Annotated in this window: 19 protein-coding genes and 1 tRNA gene; 7 read left to right on the plus strand and 13 right to left on the minus strand. The window is 59.6% G+C overall.

The genetic code is table 11. The annotated features are described in order from the left end of the window. Positions 1–3: 3 nt before the first annotated feature. The 8 genes from CS390_RS12130 to CS390_RS12165 all read right to left on the minus strand — a co-directional run bounded on the left by CS390_RS12130 (position 4) and on the right by CS390_RS12165 (position 10,385). Entirely contained in the window at positions 4–642 is a 639-nt protein-coding gene (locus tag CS390_RS12130) for an START domain-containing protein (protein ID WP_099776659.1), read from the minus strand. Positions 643–718: 76 nt separating this feature from the next. Beyond that, positions 719–1,624: an amino acid ABC transporter substrate-binding protein gene (locus CS390_RS12135; protein WP_099774645.1), complete on the minus strand. Its 906-nt coding sequence runs from the start codon at positions 1,622–1,624 to the stop codon at positions 719–721. 47 nt (positions 1,625–1,671) lie between these two features. Continuing rightward, a complete protein-coding gene (gene potE / locus CS390_RS12140; protein ID WP_099774647.1) occupies positions 1,672–3,012 on the minus strand; it encodes a putrescine-ornithine antiporter in 1,341 nt (446 codons plus the stop codon). Positions 3,013–3,092: 80 nt separating this feature from the next. Next, positions 3,093–5,393 carry an Orn/Lys/Arg decarboxylase N-terminal domain-containing protein gene (locus tag CS390_RS12145; RefSeq protein ID WP_099774649.1) on the minus strand — a complete coding sequence of 767 codons (2,301 nt, stop codon included), beginning with the start codon at positions 5,391–5,393 and terminating at the stop codon, positions 3,093–3,095. 37 nt (positions 5,394–5,430) lie between these two features. Beyond that, entirely contained in the window at positions 5,431–7,611 is a 2,181-nt protein-coding gene (gene speF / locus CS390_RS12150; protein ID WP_099774651.1) for an ornithine decarboxylase SpeF, read from the minus strand. A 373-nt stretch (positions 7,612–7,984) separates the two neighbouring features. Next, the gene (locus tag CS390_RS12155; protein ID WP_099774653.1) at positions 7,985–8,221 is read right to left on the minus strand and encodes a thioredoxin family protein; all 237 of its coding nucleotides are present in this window, start codon (positions 8,219–8,221) and stop codon (positions 7,985–7,987) included. A gap of 19 nt (positions 8,222–8,240) precedes the next feature. Continuing rightward, entirely contained in the window at positions 8,241–9,278 is a 1,038-nt protein-coding gene (locus CS390_RS12160; RefSeq protein WP_099774655.1) for a permease, read from the minus strand. Positions 9,279–9,305: 27 nt separating this feature from the next. After that, positions 9,306–10,385, minus strand: coding sequence for an ArsO family NAD(P)H-dependent flavin-containing monooxygenase (locus tag CS390_RS12165; RefSeq protein WP_099774657.1), 1,080 nt, complete (start codon positions 10,383–10,385; stop codon positions 9,306–9,308). Positions 10,386–10,745: 360 nt separating this feature from the next. On the opposite strand from CS390_RS12165, the gene CS390_RS12175 reads away from it, so the two are divergent. The 4 genes from CS390_RS12175 to arsJ all read left to right on the plus strand — a co-directional run bounded on the left by CS390_RS12175 (position 10,746) and on the right by arsJ (position 14,242). Then, the gene (locus tag CS390_RS12175) at positions 10,746–11,102 is read left to right on the plus strand and encodes a metalloregulator ArsR/SmtB family transcription factor (protein ID WP_065761202.1); all 357 of its coding nucleotides are present in this window, start codon (positions 10,746–10,748) and stop codon (positions 11,100–11,102) included. A gap of 73 nt (positions 11,103–11,175) precedes the next feature. Continuing rightward, positions 11,176–11,892 (plus strand): arsenical resistance protein ArsH, encoded by a 717-nt coding sequence (arsH, locus tag CS390_RS12180; protein WP_099774662.1) that lies wholly within the window; start codon positions 11,176–11,178, stop codon positions 11,890–11,892. Positions 11,893–12,003: 111 nt separating this feature from the next. Continuing rightward, positions 12,004–13,008, plus strand: coding sequence for an ArsJ-associated glyceraldehyde-3-phosphate dehydrogenase (locus CS390_RS12185; RefSeq protein ID WP_065761200.1), 1,005 nt, complete (start codon positions 12,004–12,006; stop codon positions 13,006–13,008). Between the two features lie 13 nt (positions 13,009–13,021). Then, a complete protein-coding gene (gene arsJ / locus CS390_RS12190; protein ID WP_065761199.1) occupies positions 13,022–14,242 on the plus strand; it encodes an organoarsenical effux MFS transporter ArsJ in 1,221 nt (406 codons plus the stop codon). Positions 14,243–14,250: 8 nt separating this feature from the next. Here the strand turns inward: arsJ and CS390_RS12195 are convergent, their stop codons facing one another. Next, complete coding sequence (locus tag CS390_RS12195; protein ID WP_099774664.1) at positions 14,251–14,985, minus strand: phytanoyl-CoA dioxygenase family protein; 735 nt, start codon at positions 14,983–14,985, stop codon at positions 14,251–14,253. Positions 14,986–15,277: 292 nt separating this feature from the next. Between CS390_RS12195 and CS390_RS12200 the strand changes: the two genes are divergently transcribed. Together CS390_RS12200 and CS390_RS12205 are read left to right on the plus strand one after the other, a co-directional pair. Continuing rightward, a complete protein-coding gene (locus CS390_RS12200; protein WP_065761197.1) occupies positions 15,278–15,790 on the plus strand; it encodes a GNAT family N-acetyltransferase in 513 nt (170 codons plus the stop codon). A 372-nt stretch (positions 15,791–16,162) separates the two neighbouring features. Further along, a tRNA-Gln gene (locus CS390_RS12205) sits at positions 16,163–16,237 on the plus strand. Between the two features lie 219 nt (positions 16,238–16,456). On the opposite strand, the gene CS390_RS12210 is transcribed toward CS390_RS12205, so the two are convergent. Further along, a complete protein-coding gene (locus tag CS390_RS12210; protein WP_099774666.1) occupies positions 16,457–18,169 on the minus strand; it encodes an amidase in 1,713 nt (570 codons plus the stop codon). A 497-nt stretch (positions 18,170–18,666) separates the two neighbouring features. Here CS390_RS12210 and CS390_RS12215 point away from each other — a divergent pair, with 497 nt between their 5' ends. Continuing rightward, the gene (locus tag CS390_RS12215; protein ID WP_099774668.1) at positions 18,667–19,833 is read left to right on the plus strand and encodes an HPP family protein; all 1,167 of its coding nucleotides are present in this window, start codon (positions 18,667–18,669) and stop codon (positions 19,831–19,833) included. On the opposite strand, the gene CS390_RS12220 is transcribed toward CS390_RS12215, so the two are convergent. The 3 genes from CS390_RS12220 to CS390_RS12230 all read right to left on the minus strand — a co-directional run bounded on the left by CS390_RS12220 (position 19,807) and on the right by CS390_RS12230 (position 23,062). Further along, entirely contained in the window at positions 19,807–20,670 is an 864-nt protein-coding gene (locus tag CS390_RS12220; RefSeq protein WP_099774670.1) for a LysR family transcriptional regulator, read from the minus strand. The genes CS390_RS12215 and CS390_RS12220 overlap by 27 nt on opposite strands. 128 nt (positions 20,671–20,798) lie before the next feature. Continuing rightward, positions 20,799–21,635 (minus strand): nitrilase family protein, encoded by an 837-nt coding sequence (locus tag CS390_RS12225; protein WP_099774672.1) that lies wholly within the window; start codon positions 21,633–21,635, stop codon positions 20,799–20,801. Continuing rightward, positions 21,632–23,062 carry a cytosine permease gene (locus tag CS390_RS12230; RefSeq protein ID WP_099774674.1) on the minus strand — a complete coding sequence of 477 codons (1,431 nt, stop codon included), beginning with the start codon at positions 23,060–23,062 and terminating at the stop codon, positions 21,632–21,634. Before CS390_RS12230 ends, CS390_RS12225 begins: the two co-directional genes overlap by 4 nt. Positions 23,063–23,152 lie beyond the last annotated feature (90 nt).

A 23,152-nucleotide genomic window follows, 5' to 3' on the forward strand; every position in this document is an offset into this window, starting at 1 on the left:
TGCTCAGTTGCGAGGTTCGCTGCTGTCGGTCGAGGCCGGGTGGAGGCCTTGCCGTTCGGCGACAGCGCGTAGTGTTCTCAGGGTAATCATCGGGGCGTCGATGACGAACTGATTGGCCAGCCATGAAGGAATATCCCCTGCAGGATCGGCTTGCAGTTGGTAAGTCACCTCCGTTTCACTGTCGCTTTTGGGCACCATTTTCCATAGGCCACTCAGCTTGCGCACCCGGGTCTGGCCCGGTACGCCAGGCACCATGCCAGGCACGGCGCTGAGGTGGCGTATGACTGCGCCGTCGTCGGTACGCTCAGTGTGTACCTTGAGTACGATGTCGCGGGTATTGGCCGGCCATGGCAGGGCGGTGGTGAGGTAAACCCAGGTGTCATCGCCTTCGACTTTCAACAGGCGCATGTCTGCGCAGGCGTATAGCCATTTGCAGGCGACCCGCAGGTTTTCCTGCAGGTCGCTGAGGGTGGCCACGCTGGCCTTGATCAGCGCTACGCCACGAAAGCGCTGGTAGGGAGAGCCCGGCACGTTGCTCAGGTAGACCTGGATGCCGTCCTCGTTTGCGGCCAGTTGCCAGTCCTCGGCGCTGACCAGCGTTGGGCGGCACAAGCCCAGCATGAGCAACAGGCCCGTGGCCATCGCTGGGAGTAGGTTCATGGTCAGACTCCCTGGGTACTGGCACGTTGAGCCGCTCCGCTGCTGTGAGTCTCCGGTTCTAGGGTTGGGCATACACCTTGAAGAGTTTTTTGGCCGTCTCGCCGGCGCCTCCCAGGTACTTGTCGTAGGCCTGTTCGATTTCGCCGGAACGGTACATCTCGCTGAGTGTGGTATCGACCAGCAAGCGGAAGTTTTCATCGCCGCGCTCCACCATCAATGAGACGGGTGCGAATTCAAAGATACGGTCCAGTATCATCAGCTTTGCGCCCGGGTAATCGGCGGCGACATGGGTTTTGAGCGACATCCGTTCAGAGAAGAACGCATCGGCCTTGCCATCGGCGACCAGTTTTATCCCTTCGTCGTTGTCCTTGACCGTGATCAGTGTGGCAACTACGCCGAGCAAGCGCATTTTCTCGCGGATCCACGCCTCGGAGACGCCGCCACCGGTGGTGACGAAGGTCTGGTTGGCGAGACCACGGTTGACGGTGGCGCGCCAGGTCGGCCCGCTGTGGGCCACCTTGCCATTGAGCACATTGAGTAACGCCTCATTGGCGTTGTCACGCACGACCACGGAAAGCCCGGCCGTGTAGACTGGTATTGAGTAGCTTACGGTTTTGCGCCGTTCCAGTGTCGCCGGTGTTGGCGTACAGAGGATGTCGATCTTGCCCGAGCCGACGGCGCTGGTGGCCTCGGTGATGTTGATGGGCTGGTAGTGCACTTGCAGCGAGGTCAGCCCCAGTTCGGCCTTGACCTTGTCGGCGATTTTCAGGCACAGGTCGATGGCGTAACCGCCGACCTTGTCGCCCTCCATGCTGCTGAACGGTGCGTAGTCTGGCAGGTAGCCCAGGTTAAAGGTGTTGTTGGCGCGAACGCGCTCCAGGGTGTTCGCGCTGGCCACGACCGGCATCAGCGCAAGCAAGCAGGTCATCAGCAGGCTTGCGGGTTTGGTTAACTGTACGTTCATATCCTGTTCCCCGTGTTCAGATGTCTTTGCAGTCCTGACAGCAACGTCTAAGGATTGCCTGCCCTGGCCTGGGCGGTTTGAGGCTCATTGACAAAACGTTTGGCGAGGAAACCGTAGAGCAGGTAACCGACGGCCAGCACCAGAGTGCCACCGAACACGGCGTCTCTACCGCAGGCATAGAGGGCATACAACGAATAGGCCACTGCAACCAGCAGCACGGCGGTATTGCGTGTGTTGACTGCTGATGAAGCCTTGGCCTTGTACATCATGACCAGCAGCCCGGTGAGCGCTGTCACGTAGGGAATCAGGTTGGTCACTGCCGCCAGGTTGACCAGTTTGCTGAACTGGGCACTGGCATTGGGCGAAATGGTCGACAGGGCCATGAGGGTCTGCAGTACGCCGCAGACGATCATGCCGATGATCGGTGCATTCCGTGCGCTGACCTTGCTGAACAGTTTCGGGAACATGCCTTGGTCGGCGGTCATCTTGGCCGTTTGCGCCAGGGTGAACTGCCAGCCCAGTAGCGAGCCTACGCACGCCATCACTGCCAGCGCCATGATGATGTTGCCGACCGTTGGGTTGAAAATGTGCGCATAGACGAGTGCGAAAGGTGCTGACGCGTTGGCCAGCTCAGCGTTGGGGATGATGCCCTGGATGACGGTAGTCGACAGCACATACACCACCGCAGCCCCCAGTGTCCCGAACAGGCAGGCCAGCGGTACTGTGCGTTTGGGGTCTTCTACCGCATCGGAGGCCTGCGCGGCCGACTCCATGCCCAGAAATGCCCACAGGGTCAAGGGAATGGCCTTGCTCACTGCCTCGGAGATCGGCAGGCTGTTAGGGTTCCAGGCCGCGGCCAGCACGTCAGGCTTGAACCAGAACCAGCCGATGATGCACAGGCCTGCCACCGGGATGATCACGCCCCAGACGGTGACTGCACCGATCTTGCCGGTGATGCTGGGCCCGCCAAAGTTGGCCAGGGTGGTCAACCAGAGCAGGCCCACTGTACCGATGAACAACGGAATGGCGCCGCTGCCCAGCCAGGGCACGAATGAGGTCATGTAACCCACTGCGGAAATGGCGACGGCGACGTTGGCGATGGCCAGCGACAGGAAGTACAGGTACGAACAGAGGAAGAACCCGGACTTTGCGTGCGCCTCTTCGGTATAGGCAGACAATCCGCCTGATCGTGCGCAGAAAATGCCACATTGGGAAAAGCAGTAGGCGATGGCCATGGACCCAACAGCGGTCACTAGCCATGACAACAGTGATACTGCGCCGAGTTGGGCCATGCTTGTGGGCAGCATGATGATGCCGGAGCCCATCATGTTGACCGTTACCAGAGTGGTCAGCCCCACGAGGCTCATTTTCTTGCTTGAATCAGCCATCTGAAAACTCCTTACGCTCTCAAAAGCACTGACCCTGATTCCGGCGGTTTACTGCAAGCCGCAGGGGAGGGGGCTAAACGCTATTGTTTGACCACATACACCTTGTAGGTTGGCCGCCCCTGGCCATCACGCTCGATTTCGATGCCATGGTTGTCATGCTCGAAACCCGGAAAGTGACCATCGAACAGCTCCATTGCCAGCAAGTAATCGACGATGGCCTTTTTGTCGGCACCGGCTTTCTCTCCCGGCATCATCAGCGGGATGCCCGGTGGATAGGGAACGATCTGCACCGCGACCGTTCGATCAAGCATGTCGCGTACGGCAATCTGCTCTATTTCGCCACGAACCAGCCTGGCGTAGGTGGCGCGGGGGGAGGCGACCGGGTCAGGTAGCAGGGTGTAGGCAGCATCCATGTTGTGCAGCATTTTCGAGGCAAGCATGTCCTGGTGCATCTGCTCGGCAAGGTCCTTCAGGCCCATGTCGCGATAGCGATCACCATGGCTGGCGACCAGGTCGGGCAGTACCTGTTCCAGCGGCGAATTGTTGTCGTAGTGCCTCTTGAATTCCATCAGGCCAGCGACCAACGTGCCCCATTTACCTTTGGTCACGCCGATGCTGAACAGCAGCAGTATCGAGTACGGTTCCGTCTTTTCCACCACGGTTCCACGACTGGCGAGGAAGGTCGAGACCAAGGGGGCCGGGATACCGCTGGGCTCCATTGCGCCTTCGAGTGTCTGACCGGGCGTAAGCACCGTGACCTTGATCGGGTCAAGCATGCAGTAGTCGTCACCCAGGTCGCCGAACCCGTGCCAACTGGCCGTTGGTTTGAGCACCCAGGCATCGCCTCGGTGTAGCGCATCGGGGTCGATCTCGGCAAAGGGCACGCCGTTGACCTCATCCGGTTGCCAGACGCCAAACCACCAGTCGCCGGGATCGCGCTCACGCAGTTCGTTGCTCAGGCGCACCATGGCCTGGCGGAAGGCGATCGCTTCGCTGATCGACTCGTCGGTGAGGTACTCGCCGGCATCGTCCATCATCTTCGACGAGACATCGATTGACGCGATGATGCTGTATTGCGGTGACGTCGAGGTGTGCATCATGAAGGCTTCGTTGAACAGTGCCGGCTTGACCGGCACCTTGCCTGAGCGGATGTGGATCATCGACGCCTGTGACAGCGCAGCCAGCAGTTTGTGGGTCGAGTGGGTGACGGTGACTGTCGCATCATCGGCATGCCGCTCGCCACGGTGCATGCCGTAGCGTCCTTCATACAGCGTGTTGAAACGCGCATAGGCGAACCAGGCTTCATCGTAGTGGATGCGGTCGACACTCTGGCTCAGCTCTCGGGTGGTGACCTGCACGTTGTAGCACAGGCCGTCGTAGGTCGAGTTGGTCAGCACGGCCAATACCGGGTGTGCCTGCTTGTGGGTTGCCAAGGGGCTGTCGGCGAGTTTCTGGGCCACGGCTGCCGGTGTCAGTTCGCTGCGCGGTACAGGGCCAATCAGGCCGCGTGCATTGCGGCGTGGGCGCAAGTACAGCGGTACCGCACCGGACATGTTCAGCGCATAGTTCAGCGATTTATGGCAATTACGGTCGACCAGTACTGCATCGCCGTCGGTCACGGCAGCGTGCAAGACCATCTGGTTGCTCGCTGAACTGCCGCCCATCGAGAAGAAGGTGTAGTCGGCACCAAACACCCGCGCGGCGTATTTTTCTGCTTCGTCCACCGGGCCGGAATGGTCGTTGAGCGAGCCTAGCTCGCCAACCGAGACGCTGAGGTCTGAACGCAGCATTTGCTCGCCATAGAATTCGAGAAAGCTACGTCCGACGGCGGTCTTCATGAACGCCGTGCCGCCGGTATGGCCCGGGGTATGCCAGGAGTACTCATGGGTGCCGGCAAAATTGACCAGGGCACCGAAGAACGGCGGCAGGATGCTGTCGAGGTAGCGACGGGCAGCCGTTTCGATGCGTCCGGCGATGAATTGAGGGCTGTCTTCAGGTTGCCAGATAATCCCGTCGATGTGCTCGAAGAACGCCAGCGGAATCTGGCCTTGGGTCGCTTGGCTCAGGCCCAGCATGATCGGCAACTGTGCGGTGCGTCGCCGGATCAGGCGAATCAGTCGCAGCGCCTGTTCTGGTGCCGCGTCGCATAGCCCCCAGCCGATAATGGCGCAGCTGTAAGTTGAGTTGGCACTGATGGCGATCTCTGCCTCATCGAGCGACCCCACCAGCTCCACCCCGAGCTCATGTTCATGCAGCGCATCAGCGATGGCGTGGGCGCTGCGCACGATAATGCTGTCGTCGTGCCCCTTGGCATTGATCACGATCAGGACGGGGAAGCGTTGAACCATGTCGGCGGGTAAGCGCGTTTGCGATTGACTCATCGGGAAGGCTCCTTGAGGGTGGATAGCGTGTCTAGCGTCAAGTCTTGAGCACGTAGCCGTAAGCGCGAGTGCGTCCACCGTCCTGTTTCAAATACACGCCTTGCAGTTCCGGCGTGAAACCGGGCAGTTGGTTGATGCCTTCTTCCAGCGCCAGGAAATACTTCAGCACTGCGCCGCCCCATATTTCCCCAGGTACTACGCAGAGCACGCCAGGCGGGTAGGGCAAGGCGCCTTCGGCGGCGATGCGGCCGTCGGCGTCAGCCAGTGCTATGAGCTCGACGTTGCCGCGGATGTACTGGATCTGGGCGTCCTGAGGGTTCATCGCTTTTTTCGGAAAGTGCGCCTTGCGGAACATGTCTTTCTGCAATTGCTGAACGTTGTGCTGGCGGTACAGGTTGTGCATTTCCTGGCACAGCTGGCGGATCGTGTAGCCGCTGTAGCGCTCCTGATACTGCTCGTAGACCGTGGGCAGCACCCTGCTCATGGGGGCGTTATCGTTGATGAACCGCTCGAAACGGGCGATCTGTGCGCCAAGATGGCTCATCTTCGCCCAGTCTTCGGCAGGGGTAAGCAGGAACAGGATCGAGTTGAGGTCGCATTTTTCCGGAACAATGCCGTTCTGGCGTAGGAAATTCGCCAGTATGCCGGCGTGAATGCCGAAATCCGCGTAGCTGCCGTCGGCGGGATTGATGCCCGGTGTTGTAAACAGCAGTTTGCAGGGGTCGATGAAATACTGCTTGTCGGCATACCCTGGGAATGCGTGCCATCGCTCCCCTGGCTGAAACTCGAAAAAGCGGATGTCCTTGGCGATTTCGTCGGTCGGATAGTCCTGCCACGGCCGGCCGTCAATGGTGCCCGGCACGAACGGCCGGACCAGGGTGCAGGCCTCCAGGATCAACTTGCGTGCATTGATGCCGAACTTGATGCAGTCGTCCCACAGCCGCACGCCACTGCGACCGGAGTGGATACGTGCATTGATATCCAGAGACGCGAACAGCGGGTAGAAAGGGCTGGTGGAGGCCTGGGCCATGAACGAGTTGTTCAAACGGGCATGATTGCAGTAGCGCGGCTGCCCTTTGATGTGGCGGTCTTTTTTATGGATCTGCGAGGCCTGGGAAAAACCGGCTTGCTGTTTGTGGACGGATTGTGTGACGAAGATGCCCGGGTCGTTTTCATTCAGATCCAGCAGCAGAGGTGAGCAATCCTTCATCATCGGAATGAACTGTTCGTAACCTACCCACGCGGAATCGAAAAGAATGTAGTCGCACAACTTGCCGATACGATCTACCACCTGACGGGCGTTGTAGATGGTGCCGTCATAGGTGCCCAACTGGATGATCGCCAGGCGAAACGGGCGTGGCAGGGTTGCCTTGTCTGGCGCGACTTCGCTGACCAACTGACGCAGGTAGCCTTCATCGAAACAGTGGGCATCAATACCGCCGATGAAACCGTAAGGGTTGCGCGCAGTCTCCAGGTAAACCGGAGTGCCGCCCGACTGGAGTAAAGCACCCTGATGGTTGGACTTATGGTTGTTGCGGTCGAACAGGACCAGGTCACCTGGGGTGATCAGGGCGTTGGTAACCACCTTGTTGGAGGCCGAGGTGCCGTTGAGCACGAAGTAGGTCTTGTCGGCGTTGAACACCGTGGCTGCATGTTTTTGTGCAAGCAGTGCAGGGCCTTCATGAATCAGCAGATCGCCCAGTTTGACGTCAGCATTACACCTGTCGGCGCGAAACAGTGTTTCGCCGAAGAAGTCGAAAAACTGCCTGCCTGCCGGGTGTTTGCGAAAAAACTGGCCACCCTGGTGGCCGGGGCAGGCAAATGTTGAGTTGGCCGCCTCCGTGTAGTACTTGAGTGCGTTGAAGAACGGAGGCAGGAGGGCGTCCTCATAGTCCTTGGCCGCGGTCTCTAGTTGATGACCGTAATAGTCGGCGTTATGACTGGAGAGTTCGAAAACACCATTGACCTGCAGGAGTACGTCCTGCACACGCTTGTAGTCTTCCAGGGCACGTTTACCGCCTTGTTCGACGGCGAAAAAAATGGGGATATCAAAGCCGTTACGCTTAATGACCTCAAGCGCTCCCGCCAGCACATCGTCCAGCGAAAACACTGCAGCGGCGACGTCGGTGTAGTCGGTTTGATCCAGGGGTACAACGTCTCGAGTGGTATTGAAGCAAGCACGAACCGAATCATTGGCAGCGACTTTCAAGGCGTCCATGAATGGGCCTCTTAAGGGGGTGTGTATGTCGTCTGTTTCAATGGAACAGCAGTGTTTAGGGTGGGTTAATGATTCCGACCCCAAGCCATCGGTTTTATTGGTTATAGATCATGATTGATGAGCGCGTAATGTTTTGTCGAAAGGGTGAACAGCGAGGCTGCACGCTGTCGATTTCATCCACAGAACTTCACAGTCACGTGCCAGCGAGGTCGGGCGTCGATAGGGTCAATGTCATGAAACAATCACGGGTTACCTCGGCAACCACTACCAAGGCCGCCAGAGGCGGGGCTTGAGCCAGTAAGCGTGCGAACCCTAAAGATCCTGTCAGCGATGGACAGGGCCCTGTTTGCCCTTGTGTCGCTGGCTGCCTACCTCAAGCGCTGAGCCACTGTTCGACCTTGTCACGGGAGGGGACGCCCCCTGAGTGAACAACCTTTCCATCAATCACGACGCTGGGCGTGGACATAACCCCGTAGCTGACGATCTGTTGCATGTCTTCGATCTTCTCCAGCTTCACCGGGATGCCTGTCGCGCTCGCCACCTGTTCGATGATGGCTACTGTTGATTTGCATTTGGCACAACCGCTACCCAGAACCTTGATGTCTTTCATAAAAACCTCAATACGTGGATTAAAGCGCGAAGTTGAAGAGGTAACCGACGATGAGAATGCCGACGCCGACGACCCCAATGAAGGTGGCTATCAGGCGAACCTTCAGCACCTTGCGCAAGATCACCATCTCCGGAAGGGAGAGGGCGATGACACTCATCATGAAGGCCAGCACAGTGCCCAGCGCCGCGCCCTTTGCGAGCAGTGCCTGCACAATCGGGATGATGCCTGCAGCATTGGTGTACATGGGGATGCCGATAAGTACCGCGAGCGGAACCGACCACCAGGCTTCCTTGCCCATGAAGCTGGCCATGAAATCCTCAGGCACATACCCGTGAATGCCTGCGCCAATGGCAATACCGGCAAGGATGTAAGGCCATACTCTCCCAACGATTTCACGTACGCTGCTAAACCCGGCATTTATCCGCTCATACAGCGGCATACTCGTGTCACCGGCGGTTGCCTGGATTTTGGGCATTTCACGAACCCAGTCCTCCAGATAGGCCTCCATTTTCAGGCGTCCAATGACCCAACCTGCGACAACCGCAATAAACAAACCCAAGCCCAGGTACAGCAGTGCGATCTTCCAGCCGAACAGGCCAAGCAACAGTGTCAGCGCTACCTCATTCACCATAGGCGCGGAAATGAGGAAAGAGAACGTCACCCCTAGTGGCACGCCCGCTTGAACAAAACCTATGAATAGAGGAACGGCTGAGCAGGAGCAAAATGGAGTAAACACACCAAGTGACGCGGCCATGACATTGGCCATCCCCTCGCTGCGTCCCGCCAGCATTGCGCGGGTGCGCTCAGGCGTGAAGTGGGAGTTGATCATGCCCATCAAGAACACAATGCCGGTCAGCAGCATCAGCACTTTGGGTGTGTCGTAGAAGAAAAACTGTAAGGCGCCGCCAAGGTGGCTATTGCGATCAACCGGAAGCGTTGCGACCAACGCTTCGGACGCAGGAATCAGGGCCTCATACAGTCCGAACCAGACAGACGCGGCCACGGCCAAAAAGAGGCGGGGGTTACGTTCAGGCCAGCGCACAATTACTTCGTTCATGCACACGACTCCCAGGGTGCAGACGCACTAGACCACGGACGAATGGCCAAGAAAGGCTGAAATTTCGTTGACGGTGCTACGTGCGCTGCGTGTTACGCCGATCAACGTGGCAGAAGCCGAACCTGTCCACTCGCCATAGCCGACCAGCCATAGCCTCGGTTCTTGGGTCGAGTGAGTGCCTTCGACGTCAACGCGGCCTTCGGCATTGATTACGCCAAGTCCATTCAGATGCTGCAGGGCTGGCCTGAATCCGGTACACCAGATCACCACATCCACGGCAGATTCAGTTCCATCGGCCCACCTCACGCCGTTGCGAGTGAAATGTTCAAAAGGGCGTACAGATCTGAGAGCGTTACGCTCACGAGCCTCGACAACGGGAGGCACCATGACGATGTCGCCCAACCCGCCGACGGGTTGGTCAATGACACGCCCCTCCTGTTGAGCTTTCAATCGCTCAGTCGCACGCTCGAAAAGTACCCGCCCATCAACATTGTCAGGCAGAAACACCGGTTCAGCAGGGGTTACCCATGTGGTCTCGGCGACCTTGGAAACTTCTGCCAGAATCTGCGCCCCGGAATTACCGCCGCCCACCACCAGCACTTTCTTGCCTGCAAATGCATGTGCTTCAACATAGTGCGCAGAGTGCAACTGCCGCCCAGCGAACTGTTCGGCACCGGGGTAGTGAGGAATGTAAGGGTTGCTCCAGGTACCTGTCGCGCTGATGACAACCTTGGCATCCCAATGCCTGTCGTCAGCGTGTACTCGCAAGCCAGACGCTGTACGCTCCACACGCGAGACCTGCACTGGGCGCTCGACCGGAAACTGGTACCGCTGCTCGTACTGGTTGAGGTACCCGATCACATGATTTCGTGTCGGGTAGCCATCTTGCGTGGGGGGCATCATCCAGCCGGGGATTGAACTCCAGGTGGACGGTGAGAACAGGCGCAGTGAGTTCCAGCCATGACGCCAGGCGCCTCCTGGCGCTTCCTCTGCGTCGAGGATGACGAAAGAAAGTTGGGTGCGGCGCAGGAAATACGCTACAGCCAAGGCTGATTGGCCCCCACCGATGATGACGATGTCTAGTTGACTGCTAAGCGGATGAGCCATGGGAGGGGAGCCTGGAGTCGATGCGGGGCGGTGCCTATTATAGCGACTCCGTTTTGACGCCAACTGATCTGGCTCACAAAGCCATTGCGATTATCAGGCGAAAAAAGTGCATTTGCAGATGGCCATGACTGCTATGCGTTTTGCGTTTCGTGCAAACCACAGGCCTCTTGACTCGCCAACCAGCCAGGAAACGAAGGTGGCGCTTTACTGTATATTTGAAAAATCATATATTCGTTTAACCATATAAGCCCCTGAACTTGGCAATGAGCGCCAAGCCCGATGCTTACCGCCATCCTCTTCACGACAGCCATGAACATATCAAGAGGTTTGTGCTGGTGAAAACCAAACGTCGAGACCCCTATGGCTGACCCCCTGACGCCAACCACCGTATTCAAATGCCTGGCCGATGAGACCCGCGTTCGCCTGATGTTGCTCATTGCTCGTGAGCAAGAGCTGTGCGTTTGTGAGCTCACCTGTGCGCTCGATGAAAGCCAGCCCAAGATTTCCCGTCATCTGGCACAGCTGCGCAATTGCGGTTTGCTTGAGGATCGTCGGCAGGGGCAATGGGTTTATTACCGCCTGCATCCCAACCTCCCGGCCTGGGTGATCGCTGTGCTCAAGAGCACCCTTGACGCCAACCAGCGTTGGCTCAGCCCCGACGCCAAGCGCCTTGACGTGATGGGTGACCGCCCACAGCGCCTTTCTGCTTGCTGTTGAGTCAACGCTTGCCCGAGCTGTGCTCGGCTTTTATGAGATAGCCCGCAGGGCGCACTTGCTCAGGAGTCAATCCGTGACTGAAGAACATCTCCCCAACCTTAATGCTGAACTGGTCGAACTGCCGACTCCCGATAAGCTTGGCAGTACCCTGTTGGCCACGCACAAGCCACGCATCCTGCTTCTGTACGGCTCGACCCGCGAGCGCTCGTTTAGCCGCTTGCTGACGGAGGAAGCCGCTCGCTTGCTGGAGCACTTCGGTGCCGAAACGCGGATCTTCAATCCATCCGGTCTGCCCTTGCCTGACGATGCTCCGGACAACCATCCCAAGGTGCAGGAACTACGCGAGCTGATGCAGTGGTCGGAGGGGCAGGTTTGGTGCTCACCTGAGCGTCACGGTGCGATGACTGCCGTGTTCAAGGCGCAGATTGACTGGGTACCGCTGGCCATGGGCGCCGTGCGTCCGACCCAGGGCAAGACCCTGGCCGTGATGCAAGTCAGTGGAGGGTCTCAGTCTTTCAACGTGGTCAATCAGTTGCGCGTACTCGGACGCTGGATGCGCATGTTCACCATTCCGAACCAGTCGTCGGTACCCAAGGCCTACCTGGAATTCGACGAAGAGGGCCGTATGAAGCCGTCGACGTTCTACGACCGCGTCGTGGATGTGATGGAAGAACTGGTGAAATTCACCCTGCTGTTGCGTGAGCGCTCCGACTATTTGGTCGACCGTTATTCCGAGCGAAAGGAGTCCGCAGAAGAACTCTCCAGGCGTGTCAATCAACGCGCCATTTGAAGGGTTCGTTACTGTTTCGTAATGCCCGTACGTCATTATCAACGGCATCAACAAGTCCGACATCGTCACGTCGTAACTGCCTGCAGGCCGTTGCTTCAAGAGAACAAACACATGCGTATAAAAGTAGGTATCAACGGTTTCGGTCGCATCGGTCGTCTTGCCTTGCGTGCAGCCTGGAGCTGGCCTGAGTTTGAGTTCGTGCAGATCAACGATCCGGCAGGCGACGCAGCAACGCATGCGCACCTGATCAACTTCGATTCGGTGCATGGCCGCTGGTGCCACGAAGCGAGCGCCGAGGGTGATCAGGTTGTGATTGACGGCAAGCGGATCAAGGTGACCGCCAACAAGGCGATTGCCGATACCGACTGGTCGGGTTGCGATCTGGTCATCGAAGCCAGCGGCAAGATGAAAACCGTTGCGGTACTTCAGGCCTACCTGGATCAGGGTGTGAAGCGTGTGGTTGTGTGCGCGCCGGTCAAGGAAAGCGGCGCGCTGAACGTTGTCATGGGGGTTAACCAACACCTGTTCGACCCAGCATTGCACCGTATCGTGACCGCTGCCTCCTGCACCACCAACTGCCTGGCCCCGGTGGTCAAGGTGATCCATGAAAACCTGGGGATTCGCCACGGCTCGATCACCACTATTCACGACCTGACCAACACCCAGAGCATCCTTGATCAGCCGCACAAGGATTTGCGTCGCGCCCGTGCCTCGGGCATGAGCCTGATCCCGACGACCACGGGTTCTGCCACCGCGATTGCCGAGATCTTCCCTGATCTGCGCGGCAAGCTGAACGGCCATGCCGTGCGGGTGCCGCTGGCCAACGCCTCGCTTACCGATTGCGTGTTCGAAGTCGAGCGCGCTACCTCCGTGGATGAGGTCAACGCGTTGCTTAAAGCGGCCGCAGAGGGCCCGTTGAAAAATATCCTGGGCTATGAAGAACGCCCGCTGGTGTCCATCGACTACCGCACCGACCCGCGCTCCTCGATCATTGATGCGCTCTCGACCTTGGTGGTCAATGACACCCAGGTGAAGATCTACGCCTGGTACGACAACGAGTGGGGGTACGCCAACCGTGCTGTCGAGCTGGCCAGGCTGGTCGGTTTGGCAGGCTGAGAAGAGAGTGATCATGCACGCGCTGTCAGCCCTCTCCCCGCAGGTGCGCCAGTACCTGCTGGTCACCGGTAATTACTGGGCCTTTACGCTCACCGACGGTGCACTGCGCATGTTGGTGGTGTTGCACTTCCATGCGTTGGGCTACAGCCCGTTGCAGATTGCGTTCCTGTTCCTGTTCTACGAGATCTTCGGGGTCATTACCAATCTGTTGGGTGGCTACCTTGGCGCCCGGGTGGGTCTGAATCGCACCATGAACATTGGTCTGGGGCTCCAGGTGGCGGCGTTGTTGATGCTTGCCGTACCTGCGGCTTGGCTGACCATCCCTTGGGTGATGGGTGCCCAGGCAATGTCGGGGATTGCCAAAGACCTCAACAAGATGAGCGCCAAGAGTTCAATAAAACTCCTGGTGCCCGACAGTCAACAAGGCACGCTCTACCAGTGGGTAGCGATCCTTACCGGCTCGAAGAACGCATTGAAGGGCGTTGGCTTCTTCCTAGGCGGCGCATTGCTCGCGCTGATGGACTTCAAAAGCGCAGTACTGGTCATGGCGGCGGTCTTGGCGTTGATCTGGCTAGCTAGCCTGTTCTTGCTGAAGAAAGATCTTGGCAGGGCCAAAGGAAAGCCAAAGTTCCGCGACATCCTGTCCAAGAGCCGGGCAATCAATATCCTCTCGGCAGCGCGAATGTTCCTCTTTGGTGCCCGCGATGTGTGGTTCGTGGTGGCCTTGCCGGTCTACCTGAGTAGCGTGTTTGGCTGGGATTTCTGGCAGGTGGGCGGATTCCTGGCTGCCTGGGTGATCGGCTACGGCATTATCCAATCGCTGGCTCCAAACATCACAGGAAAGAAACGCGGCCACGTTCCTGATGGGCGGGCTGCCTTCGTTTGGGCGGGGCTGTTGGCAGGCCTGCCTGCGGCCATTGCCCTGGGGCTCTCGGCGGGCGGCTCTCCGCAACTTGTGCTGCTGGGCGGCCTCCTGGTGTTTGGCGCACTGTTTGCCGTGAACTCGTCGCTGCACAGTTACCTGATCGTTTCCTACGCCAAGGAAGACGGGGTGTCGTTGGACGTAGGCTTCTACTATATGTCCAATGCAATGGGACGATTACTGGGCACTGTGTTGTCGGGCTGGATTTATCAGCGTTACGGGCTGGAGGCGTGCTTGTGGGTTTCCACCGCATTCGTCCTGTTGGCCGCACTGATTTCCGTGGCCTTGCCTCGGCACGCGATTGTGCACTAACGATTCAATCAACCGGCCTGAACCACGCTTGGGTCGGTTGAGCGTACAGAATGACCACCATCGTCATACCCAACGAAGGCTAAATCCGAAGGATCGAATCGATCGCTCGTGTCCATCCGTACATTTCGCAGGCCCACTGTTTGCAGGTGCGACGCGTACAGACGCTCAGAAAAATAGCTGATCAGCAGGGTGCGACGGCGTGCGCCGATTGCGTTCAGGCTGGCGGCATGCACCAGATCGACATCAAACACCAGAATGTCACCCGCAGAGCCTGAAAGCTGCACAGACCGGGACTCGTCGTTGAAGTCGAACGGCGGCGCTCCGTGCTCGGGGCGATGGCTGCCGGGGACGATACGGGTTGCGCCGTTCTCAGGGCCATAATCGTCGAAATAAGCTAAAGCGCCGACGATGTCGCCTGGTCGTTGCGCCGACAAGTCGCGGTGCAGTTGCTGATGGCCGCCACCTGCAAGGGGTTCGCGACCCTCGACCTGTGCGAGGAAGAACCGTTCTCCAATCAGCTCGCCAACCACCGTCAGTACCTGCGGCAGACGACACACCGCCTGAACCTTCGCGTCGGTGTCCAGCAGCGAGTGACGCCAGTCCATGCCGCGCGGCACTGGCCATTGGTCAGACGGCTTCACGCCCGCATCGAACACGGCACGAAGGTCACTCAGCCACTCGCTTGGGATTGCGCGACGGAGCAGCACATAACCCTCTCGATGGAGCTGTTCGCGGTCTGTCATAGCGTCCTCAGTTCTCATCGCCACCAACGCGTCTTGCAGGGTGGCCCGGCGCCAGACTAAAGCAATCGACAAAACCGGCCAATGATTCAGCGCAGCGTTTGCGAGCCCACTACGACGATCAGTCAGGTGTGCCAGCAGGACCTTGACGGTGATGGCGTTGCAACACCAACCGCATGATCCTTAGCAACTGCACGGATCACCGGTAGCATTCTCGCCTTTTTTTATAAACAATAGCGCGCGCAAAACGGCCGCTGCCTGCGGCAGCCATTAGTATTTTCTCTTTGAGCTTTCCATGCCTTCGACGACTGACATCACCCTTGAACTGGTGCAGGCCAGCCCTGATCAAATCGAACTGGTGCGTAACCTGTACCAGTTCTATGCCTACGAGTCCTCGGACTGGGAGCAGGAAGACGTTGAACTGGACGGTCGCTTCTATATCCACGATGAGCACCTGCAGCGCTACTGGCAAGAGCCGCAGTGGAGCGCCAACCTATTGCTGGTCGACGGTTTCATTGCCGGTTTTCTGCTGATCGAGCGCAGTGACTTACCCGGTATCGATGCCCTGGAACTGGCGGATCTGTTCATCCTGAAAAAGTACCGCCGTAAAGGCATCGGGCGTGCTGTAGCGGCCCAGATGCTGATGAGTGCGGAGCATGCCTGGCTGGTGCGTTACTACTATCAGGATGAAGCCGCAGCGGCATTCTGGGGTTCAGTCATGGAGCACCTGCCGCGCGCGGTTCAGGCTATCGAGCCGGATGATGACCCCGAACTGTTGAGCTTCCTGCTACCGCGCGTGGTGCACTGAGTACGCGTAGGGTACTGAAAGCACTGCTAACCTTCGGCCAGGTAATGAAATCTTCATGAAATCGAGGTGTTTTCAGTTTGATTTCTACCGTGCAGGCATTTAGTTTCTGCACGCATTTCGCGGGTTCGCAAGAGGCCCGTCCTGGGCGATGCCTCTAGGCGACATTGCCGCAAGCAAACGAGGAATGACGGTAGCCTGATTGGGGGCTCTTGGCGGTGAGACAGTAAATTGCTGTTTTAAAACCGATTTTTTTGTTTTTGAGGCTTCCCATACAGCGCGAAAGTTGATAAATTTCGCACATTCCTGCAGCAGCACTGGTTCGCAAGCTGCAGAATCTTCAATCGAGTGCATGACACTCGTCGCAACAGATACAGGGGCGTCGCCAAGCGGTAAGGCAGCAGGTTTTGATCCTGCCATGCGTTGGTTCGAATCCAGCCGCCCCTGCCATTTTCTATCAGCATCCACGTATGGCTCAGCGCGCAGATTCTGCTCGAGTTCAGGGTGTTCGTCTTTTCGGGAAGCGCGATCTAGTGTTTCCTGAATCAGCAATATTTACCTCCATGTAAAGTCTCTGGCATAGCACCGATTGGCCCACTGTCTTGTTCCTGTGCCGTGCATTTGATGGCCGGGATAGGGGCCTGTACCGCCCCGATCCCGGCATTTCGATTACTGGCCAGCCGACAGCGGTGGTGTGCGTGGTGGGATCATTCGTTTGTTCCCGGTCGATTCAAACGCGCAAGCAAGGTGCAACAAGTTTGAATCGTCATAGGCACGCCCAGCGAAGGTCAGCCCCACGGGCATACCGATGTCCTTCATCACACCCATTGGTACGGTGACGGTTGGAACCCCGAGGTGGCGGATGGCGAGGTTGCCGTTGGCGACCCATACGCCGTTGCTCCAGGCAATGTCTGCCGCTTCAGGATCGACATCGGCATTTGCCGGCCCAACGTCGGCTACTGTCGGGAAAATCACCGCATCCAGGCCAAGCCGTTCCATCCAGTCTTCGAGGTCGATCTTGCGGGTCTTTTCAAGCCCACGCAGCCCGTCTGGCACGGTAGGGATCTTGTCCCACGGCGTAATCCCGCGCTCGGCCATCCGCACGTATTCGTCCATGCCAGCGGCAAGGTCGCCCTCGCGGTTGGGCAGGGTACCCGGGTCGTGAGGGAAGATCAGTGGGCCGTTCACATCGACCAGACGGTTCAACTTCGGATCACCGTTGGCCTGCAGGAAGTCATCGAACGCCCAGGCGGTCAAGTCCCACAGTTCGTGATGCAGGAACTCTTTGGACACCAGGCCTCGCGTAAACACGGTCGGCGCCCCTGGGCGATCACCCTCGCAATTGGAGACCAGCGGGAAATCGACTTCGATCACTTCAGCCCCGGCGGCTTCGAGTGCCTTGCGAGCGTCTTCCCAGAGCGCAATCACTGACGGGCGGGTATTGATACGCTGCCCGGTCGGGCCACCGATGCCGGGAGCCTCAGCGGTGCCCGCTTCGGGGTCTGCATTGATGTACATGCGGGGAACGCCGAGCCGTTTGCCAGCCAGTGCCTCAGGCTTCGCGGCAAGCGACAGGTAGGAGGCAGGACGAACCGAGGCGACACTCGGAATCGGCACCCAGGGCTGCATCCGCCACAGATCGCCGCGGGTGTCGGGATCTTCTGCGACCACCACATCGAGCACTTCGAGCAGGTCGGCCATGGTTCTGGCGTACGGCACGACAACGTCCATCGTCGGCGTCAGCGGCCAGTTGCCGCGCACCGAAATCACCCCACGCGAAGGCGTATAGGCGCACAGGCCGTTGTTCGAGGCCGGGCCGCGCCCGCTCGACCAGGTCTCTTCCGCCAGGCCGAAGGCTGCGAAGCTGGCCGCGGTGGCAGTACCGGCGCCGTTCGATGAGCCCGATGCGAAGGGGGCGGTGAGGTAGTCGGTGTTGTAGGGGCTCTCCGCTCGGCCGTAGACCCCACGCTGCATGCCGCCGTTGGCCATGGGCGGCATGTTGGTCTTGCCCAGGCAGATCGCACCGGCGGCGCGCAGCCGTTCAATGGTGAACGCGTCGCGATAGGCAATCAGGTCGGCAAATGCCGGGCTGCCAGAGGCGGCGGTGAGGCCCTTGACCAGATAGCTGTCCTTGGCGGTGTAGGGGATGCCATCGAGTGGCCCCAAGGTTTCGCCCCTGGCCCGACGGGCATCGGAAGCCTGCGCGTCCTTGAGTGCGTCAGGGTTGCGAACCACCACTGCATTGAGCGCAGTGGCTGTGCCAGGGGCGTCATAGGCGTCGATCCTGGCGAGGTACGCCTGGACGAGCGCGACCGCTGTTGTCTGCCCGGATTCGAGCGCCGCACGCAGGTCGGCAATGGAAACCTCGGTTACCTCGATCATGCTGCGGGTGCTCCGTCACACGGGGAATTGGATACTGGGATGTCAGTTGTCTGAACAGGGTGTCTCATGTCGGTTCTCATTGCACGGCAGGGGCCGGGCTTGCACGCTGGGCCGGGTAAGCGCTTGGGCGTCCTGTCTATCAACACACCAGGAGCGGGTGCGTTAGTGTAACGGTTTGCTGCTACGGTCGACTTCTATTGAAGCGGCACGTTCTGGCAGTTATTGGTTGCAATACGGCCTGTGACGCACGTCAGTGTGACGTTCTGATAACCATCAGCACATTGCCATTTCCGCCCAGGGTTCAAGGGGGGAGGCACTCCCTCGTCGCACCCCTCAAAAATAATGCAGTTTCCCCTCATTTTTTTGCATTACCGCCAGCGTACTCATCTCCTTCAGAATCCCTGCGCAATCGAGTTTTGCCCCGCATGGCTGCTTGCGCAAGGTGTATCGCTCGGTATTGACGGTGCGTGTTTTTTCAAAAGGTATTTGCTCCTCCCATGTCTACCCGTGGTCTGCGTCACTGGCTGCAGCGCCTTGCCCCGGCAACGCTGAATATCCCCCCCAAAGAATGGTTTCGCGCCGGTCTTGGCGCGTTGCTCGGTGTTTTGCTCGCGGGCACGGTGTGCAGCGCGCTGTTCGGCAGCGCGGTGGCCCTGCATCTGCTGGGGCCTTTGGCGGCGTCGGCCGTGTTGCTGTTCGGGGTGCACTCCGGGGCGTTGTCACAACCGTGGCCGCTGATCGGTAGCTATGTCATCGCCGCATTGGTGGCGCTGGGGCTGCACCACTGGATCGGCCCCGGGCTGCTGGCCGCCAGTTCGGCACTGATGTTGGCCATTCTGCTGATGTGCCTGCTGCGTTGTCTGCATCCGCCGGGCGGGGCACTGGCGGTGAGCCTGGCATTGGCGGACCCCTCGCTCGCTGTACTCGGTGTTCAGGTCCTGGAGCCCGTGTTGCTCAACGCCTTGTGCCTGTTGCTGGTGGCGGTGCTGTACAACCGGGCAACCGGGGTGCGCTACCCAAAGACGGCTGCGCCGCGCAAGGACTTGCACCATACCCTCGACCCATTGCCGAGTGAACGGGTGGGGGTCAGTGGCGAAGATCTGGATCAGGCGCTGGAAGCGTTGGGCGAGTTTGTCGATGTCACCCGTGATGAACTGGAACGAATCATCATGGCCACCGAGCAGCAGGCGTTGAAGCGTAGCCTTGGCGGGATTACCGCAGCCAGGGTGATGTCACGGGACGTACAGTTCGCCACGCCCGGCACCACGCTGGAGCAGGCCTGGCAGCAGTTGTCGGGTCATCATGTGAAGGCTTTGCCGGTGCTCGATGAGACGAAGCGCCTGGTCGGGATTGTCAGCCTGAGTGATTTGATTGGCCCGGCCATGGCCCAGCAACGGTTCAGTTGGCGTGCGCTGTTTGGTCGGCGTCAGCCGGTGCGGCTCGAGACGATCATGAGCCGGCGTGTGGTCAGTGTCGGCAGTCAGCAGCAGGCGGTCACGCTGCTGCCGTTGCTCTGTGAGCAAGGGTTGCATTGCCTGCCGGTGCTGGACGGTGAGCAGGTGGTAGGGGTGATCACCCAGACCGACCTGATTGCCGCGCTCAAGCGTCAGTTGCTCAGCAAAGTGGCAACGGTGCGCTCAGATCTGCGGGTCCCAGCGTTGTGACCAGTCATTGTCGCGGGCGACGACTTCGCGTAATACGCTGAACGCCTGTTGCAGCACCTGCGAGTCGCGTTCGCGGGCATACACCAGGTAGGTGGGGTAGGTGAATTCGGGCGCTTGCGGCACGCGCTCGAACACGCCGCTGTCCAGGTAGGCTTGTATCACGCGTGTGCGAAAATAGCCGCTTCCGCCGTGTTCGAGTATGTACTGCAGGGCCATCGGGCCGAGGTTGAAGCTCAGTGCCGGGCGGGCGCATTCGGGCAAGGCTGCATCGTGCAGGCGGCGGAAGGCATCGCCCCAATCAATGTAGACGTAGGGTTCGGGCGTGCAGGCCTTGCGAATGCGGATCAGCTTCTCTTCCATCAGTTGCTCGACCTGCAGGCCCGGGCCGTAGCTTGGCTGATAGACCAGCACCGCGTCGAGTACCCCTAGCTCCAGCTCTTGCAGCAAGCTGTTGCGCTCGCCGACTTCACAGCGCACGGCATGGTTTGGCAGTTCCCGCTGCAGGGCACTGACCCAATTGAGCATCAGTGGGTTGCACAGGCTGACTTCGCCGCCGATGTGCAGCACCTGATGGCAGCCATCGGGCAGCGGCAGGTCGCGGCGCGCGGCTTCCCAGGTTTGCACCAGTTGGTTGGCGTACACCACGAAGGCTTCGCCGTCGGCGGTAAGGCTGGCGCCGCTGCGGCTGCGCACGAACAGTTGGCAGGCCAGTTGTTGTTCGAGTTTCTGCACCCTGGCGGTGATGGCGGTCTGTGTGACGTGCAAGCGCTCGGCCGCCGAGGCCAGGCTGCCGCAACGGACGATCTCAAGAAAGGTTCGGGCCAGCTCGATATCCATGAATGCACCTGATCAGCAAGGTGGCCATTCTAGTGGTTTTGTCGGGCATGGGGCGAGGTGTGTGGGTGAGGCAGCGCCGGCAAGGCCGACGCCGGTTTGGCAGGGGCGGTGTCAGCCGCGCAATGCACTCAATCGTAGAGTGCCGGCTGGCGGTCCTGATGTACGTGATTGTTGGCGCTGATGCGCTTGTCGCGGGCCTCGCTGAGGTCCAGGTGGGCAAGGATGATCGCAGGGTCGGCAGCGGCGCCGTGCAGTGGCCCGGCCAAGGGGTAGCCGTTGGCATCGACAATCACCGAGCCGCCGACCCAGTCCACACCGCGTTCAGTGCCACGACGGTCGCAGGCGGCGATATACAGGCGGTTGACCGAGGCGTTGGCCTGCACCCGCACCACTTCAGCAGGACGCTCTCCGGCAGGGCGAGGGCCGTCCGGCCAGTTCACGGGGGCGCACAGCAGTTCGGCGTCGGCCAGTGCCGGCAGGCGCACCCATTCGGGAAACTCCAGGTCGTAGCAGATCATCACGGCAATGCGGCCAAAGCGCGTCTCAACCACCGGCGGCGGGCAGTTGCCGGGGGTAAAGAAACGTTTCTCATCGTTCCACAAGTGCGCTTTGCGGTACACGGCCTGCACGCCGTTGGCATCGATCAATGCCGCGCTGTTGTACAGCTCGTCGCGTTCGGTGCGCTCGCAGAAGCCGCCGACGATGACGACATCCAGCTCCGTGGCCAGCACCGCCCATTGGCGCAGGGTTTCACCGTGGGCGGTTTCAGCCAGGCTCAGGGCTTCGGCCTTGTCGATGAAGACGTAGCCGCTCTGTACCAACTCTGGCAGAACCACCACCTGCGCGCCCTGGCTGGCTGCCGCACGTATGGCGGCCAGTGCCTGTTGCCGATTGTGCTCAAGGTCGCCGACCCTGGGGGCCAACTGGCAGCATGCGACGGTGAGGTGTGTGGGCGTTGGTTTCATCGTGTGGCTTCCTCAAGCTGGCGGTCGTTGGCGGCCAGCAGGCGTTGTTCGGCGTTCAGGTCCAGGGTTCGGCAGAGGCGTGCATAGATCACACCGGTTACCAGCAGGCCAACGGCGAAGGCAATGTCGGCACCGCCGAGGGCGGCGGCTGCGGGGCCGGTGTAGAAGCTCAGCGACATGAATGGCACCATCGCCAGCAGGCCGATGCCGTAGGCGCTCAGGCCGGCCTTGCCCCAGGCGCCGTAAATGCCATTGGGATTGAAGATCTCGCTGATCACATAGTGACCCTTGCGCACACCGTAGAAGTCGACGAGGTTCACCGCCGTCCATGGCACCAGGAAGTACAGCATCAACAGGATGAAGGTGTTGAAGCTGCCCAGGTAACTCTCGGGAATCGCCAGCGCGACGATGAAGACGATGGCAGCGATGATGGCAATGCCAGAGACGCGGATTTTCAGTGACGGGGTGACTTTGCGGAAGCTGTCGATGGCACTGATGCTGGTAAGCATCGCCCCGTAGCAGTTGACGGCCATGATGCCGACCAGCGCCGGTATCGAGATCAGTACGGTAAAGGTGCCCAGCCCCGGGATGAACTGGTTGCCCACTTCACGCACGCTGCCGATGGCATCCGGCGATGGCAGGGCCGAGGCCAGGAAGGCGCCGAGCGACATCAGCCACAGGGCCGATCCGGCCGCGCCGAGGTAGGTCCAGAACACCACCTTGCGGGCAGGCGTATCATGAGGCAGGTAGCGCGAGTAGTCAGAGACGTACACCGAGTAGCTGATCTGGTAGCCCGCTGCTGCAGAGAGTTGTACCAGGAAGGCACCCCAGGAGAAGTGTGCGTTGTCCAGGGCCGCATCGGCCTGCAGGGTCATCACGGCGCTGACGGTCAAGGCGCCGAACACCACGATCATCACGTAGGTCAGCCAGCGTTGAACCGTGTGCAGCAGGTCGTGACCCACCACCGCCAGCACCACGGCAACGGCGATGACGCCCAGGTACCAGGGGGCGCGCTGGCCGGGCAGTACGGTGTTGATGGCGTCAGTGGCGAGGATAACGTTGAACACATTGAAACCGATGTACACGAACACCACGGCAGCGAAGGGCACGATGGCGCCTTTGAGGCCGAACTGGGCGCGTGACTGGATCATCTGTGGCAGGCCCATGCGGGGGCCCTGGTTGGCGTGAAAGGCCATGAAGAAGGTGCCGAAGCAGACGCCGATAATGATCGCAAGTATCGAGTACAAGGCGCCGAGGCCGAGTGCGGGGCCGGTGAACCCGGTGACCATGGTGGTGAGGACGAAGTTGCCGGTAAACCAGAATGGAGCCTGATGCCAGACCTTGCCATGGCGTTCGGTGCGCGGCACGTAGTCGATGGAGCGAACCTCGATTTTCGGTCGAGCGGTGACCTTGTTGGCGTTGCTCACTGGGAACCTCATGTCTTGTTGTTGTGTACGCGTGTAATGGGCCCGCACTGGCGGACATAAGTGGGGTGGATGTTCCGACAGTGAGTAAGG

It is taken from the genome of Pseudomonas sp. HLS-6 (genome assembly GCF_002753995.1).
GTDB classification, from domain to species: Bacteria; Pseudomonadota; Gammaproteobacteria; order Pseudomonadales; family Pseudomonadaceae; genus Aquipseudomonas; species Aquipseudomonas defluvii.

Coding starts and splice junctions, on each gene's coding strand:
- CS390_RS12195 (WP_099774664.1), bottom strand. CDS start 14,985: ATGACAGACCGCGAACAGCTCCATCGAGAGGGTTATGTGCTGCTCCGT.
- CS390_RS12155 (WP_099774653.1), bottom strand. CDS start 8,221: ATGAAAGACATCAAGGTTCTGGGTAGCGGTTGTGCCAAATGCAAATCA.
- speF (WP_099774651.1), bottom strand. CDS start 7,611: ATGGACGCCTTGAAAGTCGCTGCCAATGATTCGGTTCGTGCTTGCTTC.
- CS390_RS12225 (WP_099774672.1), bottom strand. CDS start 21,635: ATGAAACCAACGCCCACACACCTCACCGTCGCATGCTGCCAGTTGGCC.
- CS390_RS12185 (WP_065761200.1), top strand. CDS start 12,004: ATGCGTATAAAAGTAGGTATCAACGGTTTCGGTCGCATCGGTCGTCTT.
- CS390_RS12220 (WP_099774670.1), bottom strand. CDS start 20,670: ATGGATATCGAGCTGGCCCGAACCTTTCTTGAGATCGTCCGTTGCGGC.
- CS390_RS12160 (WP_099774655.1), bottom strand. CDS start 9,278: ATGAACGAAGTAATTGTGCGCTGGCCTGAACGTAACCCCCGCCTCTTT.
- CS390_RS12175 (WP_065761202.1), top strand. CDS start 10,746: ATGGCTGACCCCCTGACGCCAACCACCGTATTCAAATGCCTGGCCGAT.
- CS390_RS12215 (WP_099774668.1), top strand. CDS start 18,667: ATGTCTACCCGTGGTCTGCGTCACTGGCTGCAGCGCCTTGCCCCGGCA.
- CS390_RS12145 (WP_099774649.1), bottom strand. CDS start 5,393: ATGAGTCAATCGCAAACGCGCTTACCCGCCGACATGGTTCAACGCTTC.
- CS390_RS12135 (WP_099774645.1), bottom strand. CDS start 1,624: ATGAACGTACAGTTAACCAAACCCGCAAGCCTGCTGATGACCTGCTTG.
- arsJ (WP_065761199.1), top strand. CDS start 13,022: ATGCACGCGCTGTCAGCCCTCTCCCCGCAGGTGCGCCAGTACCTGCTG.
- CS390_RS12165 (WP_099774657.1), bottom strand. CDS start 10,385: ATGGCTCATCCGCTTAGCAGTCAACTAGACATCGTCATCATCGGTGGG.
- potE (WP_099774647.1), bottom strand. CDS start 3,012: ATGGCTGATTCAAGCAAGAAAATGAGCCTCGTGGGGCTGACCACTCTG.
- CS390_RS12200 (WP_065761197.1), top strand. CDS start 15,278: ATGCCTTCGACGACTGACATCACCCTTGAACTGGTGCAGGCCAGCCCT.
- CS390_RS12210 (WP_099774666.1), bottom strand. CDS start 18,169: ATGATCGAGGTAACCGAGGTTTCCATTGCCGACCTGCGTGCGGCGCTC.
- CS390_RS12130 (WP_099776659.1), bottom strand. CDS start 642: ATGGCCACGGGCCTGTTGCTCATGCTGGGCTTGTGCCGCCCAACGCTG.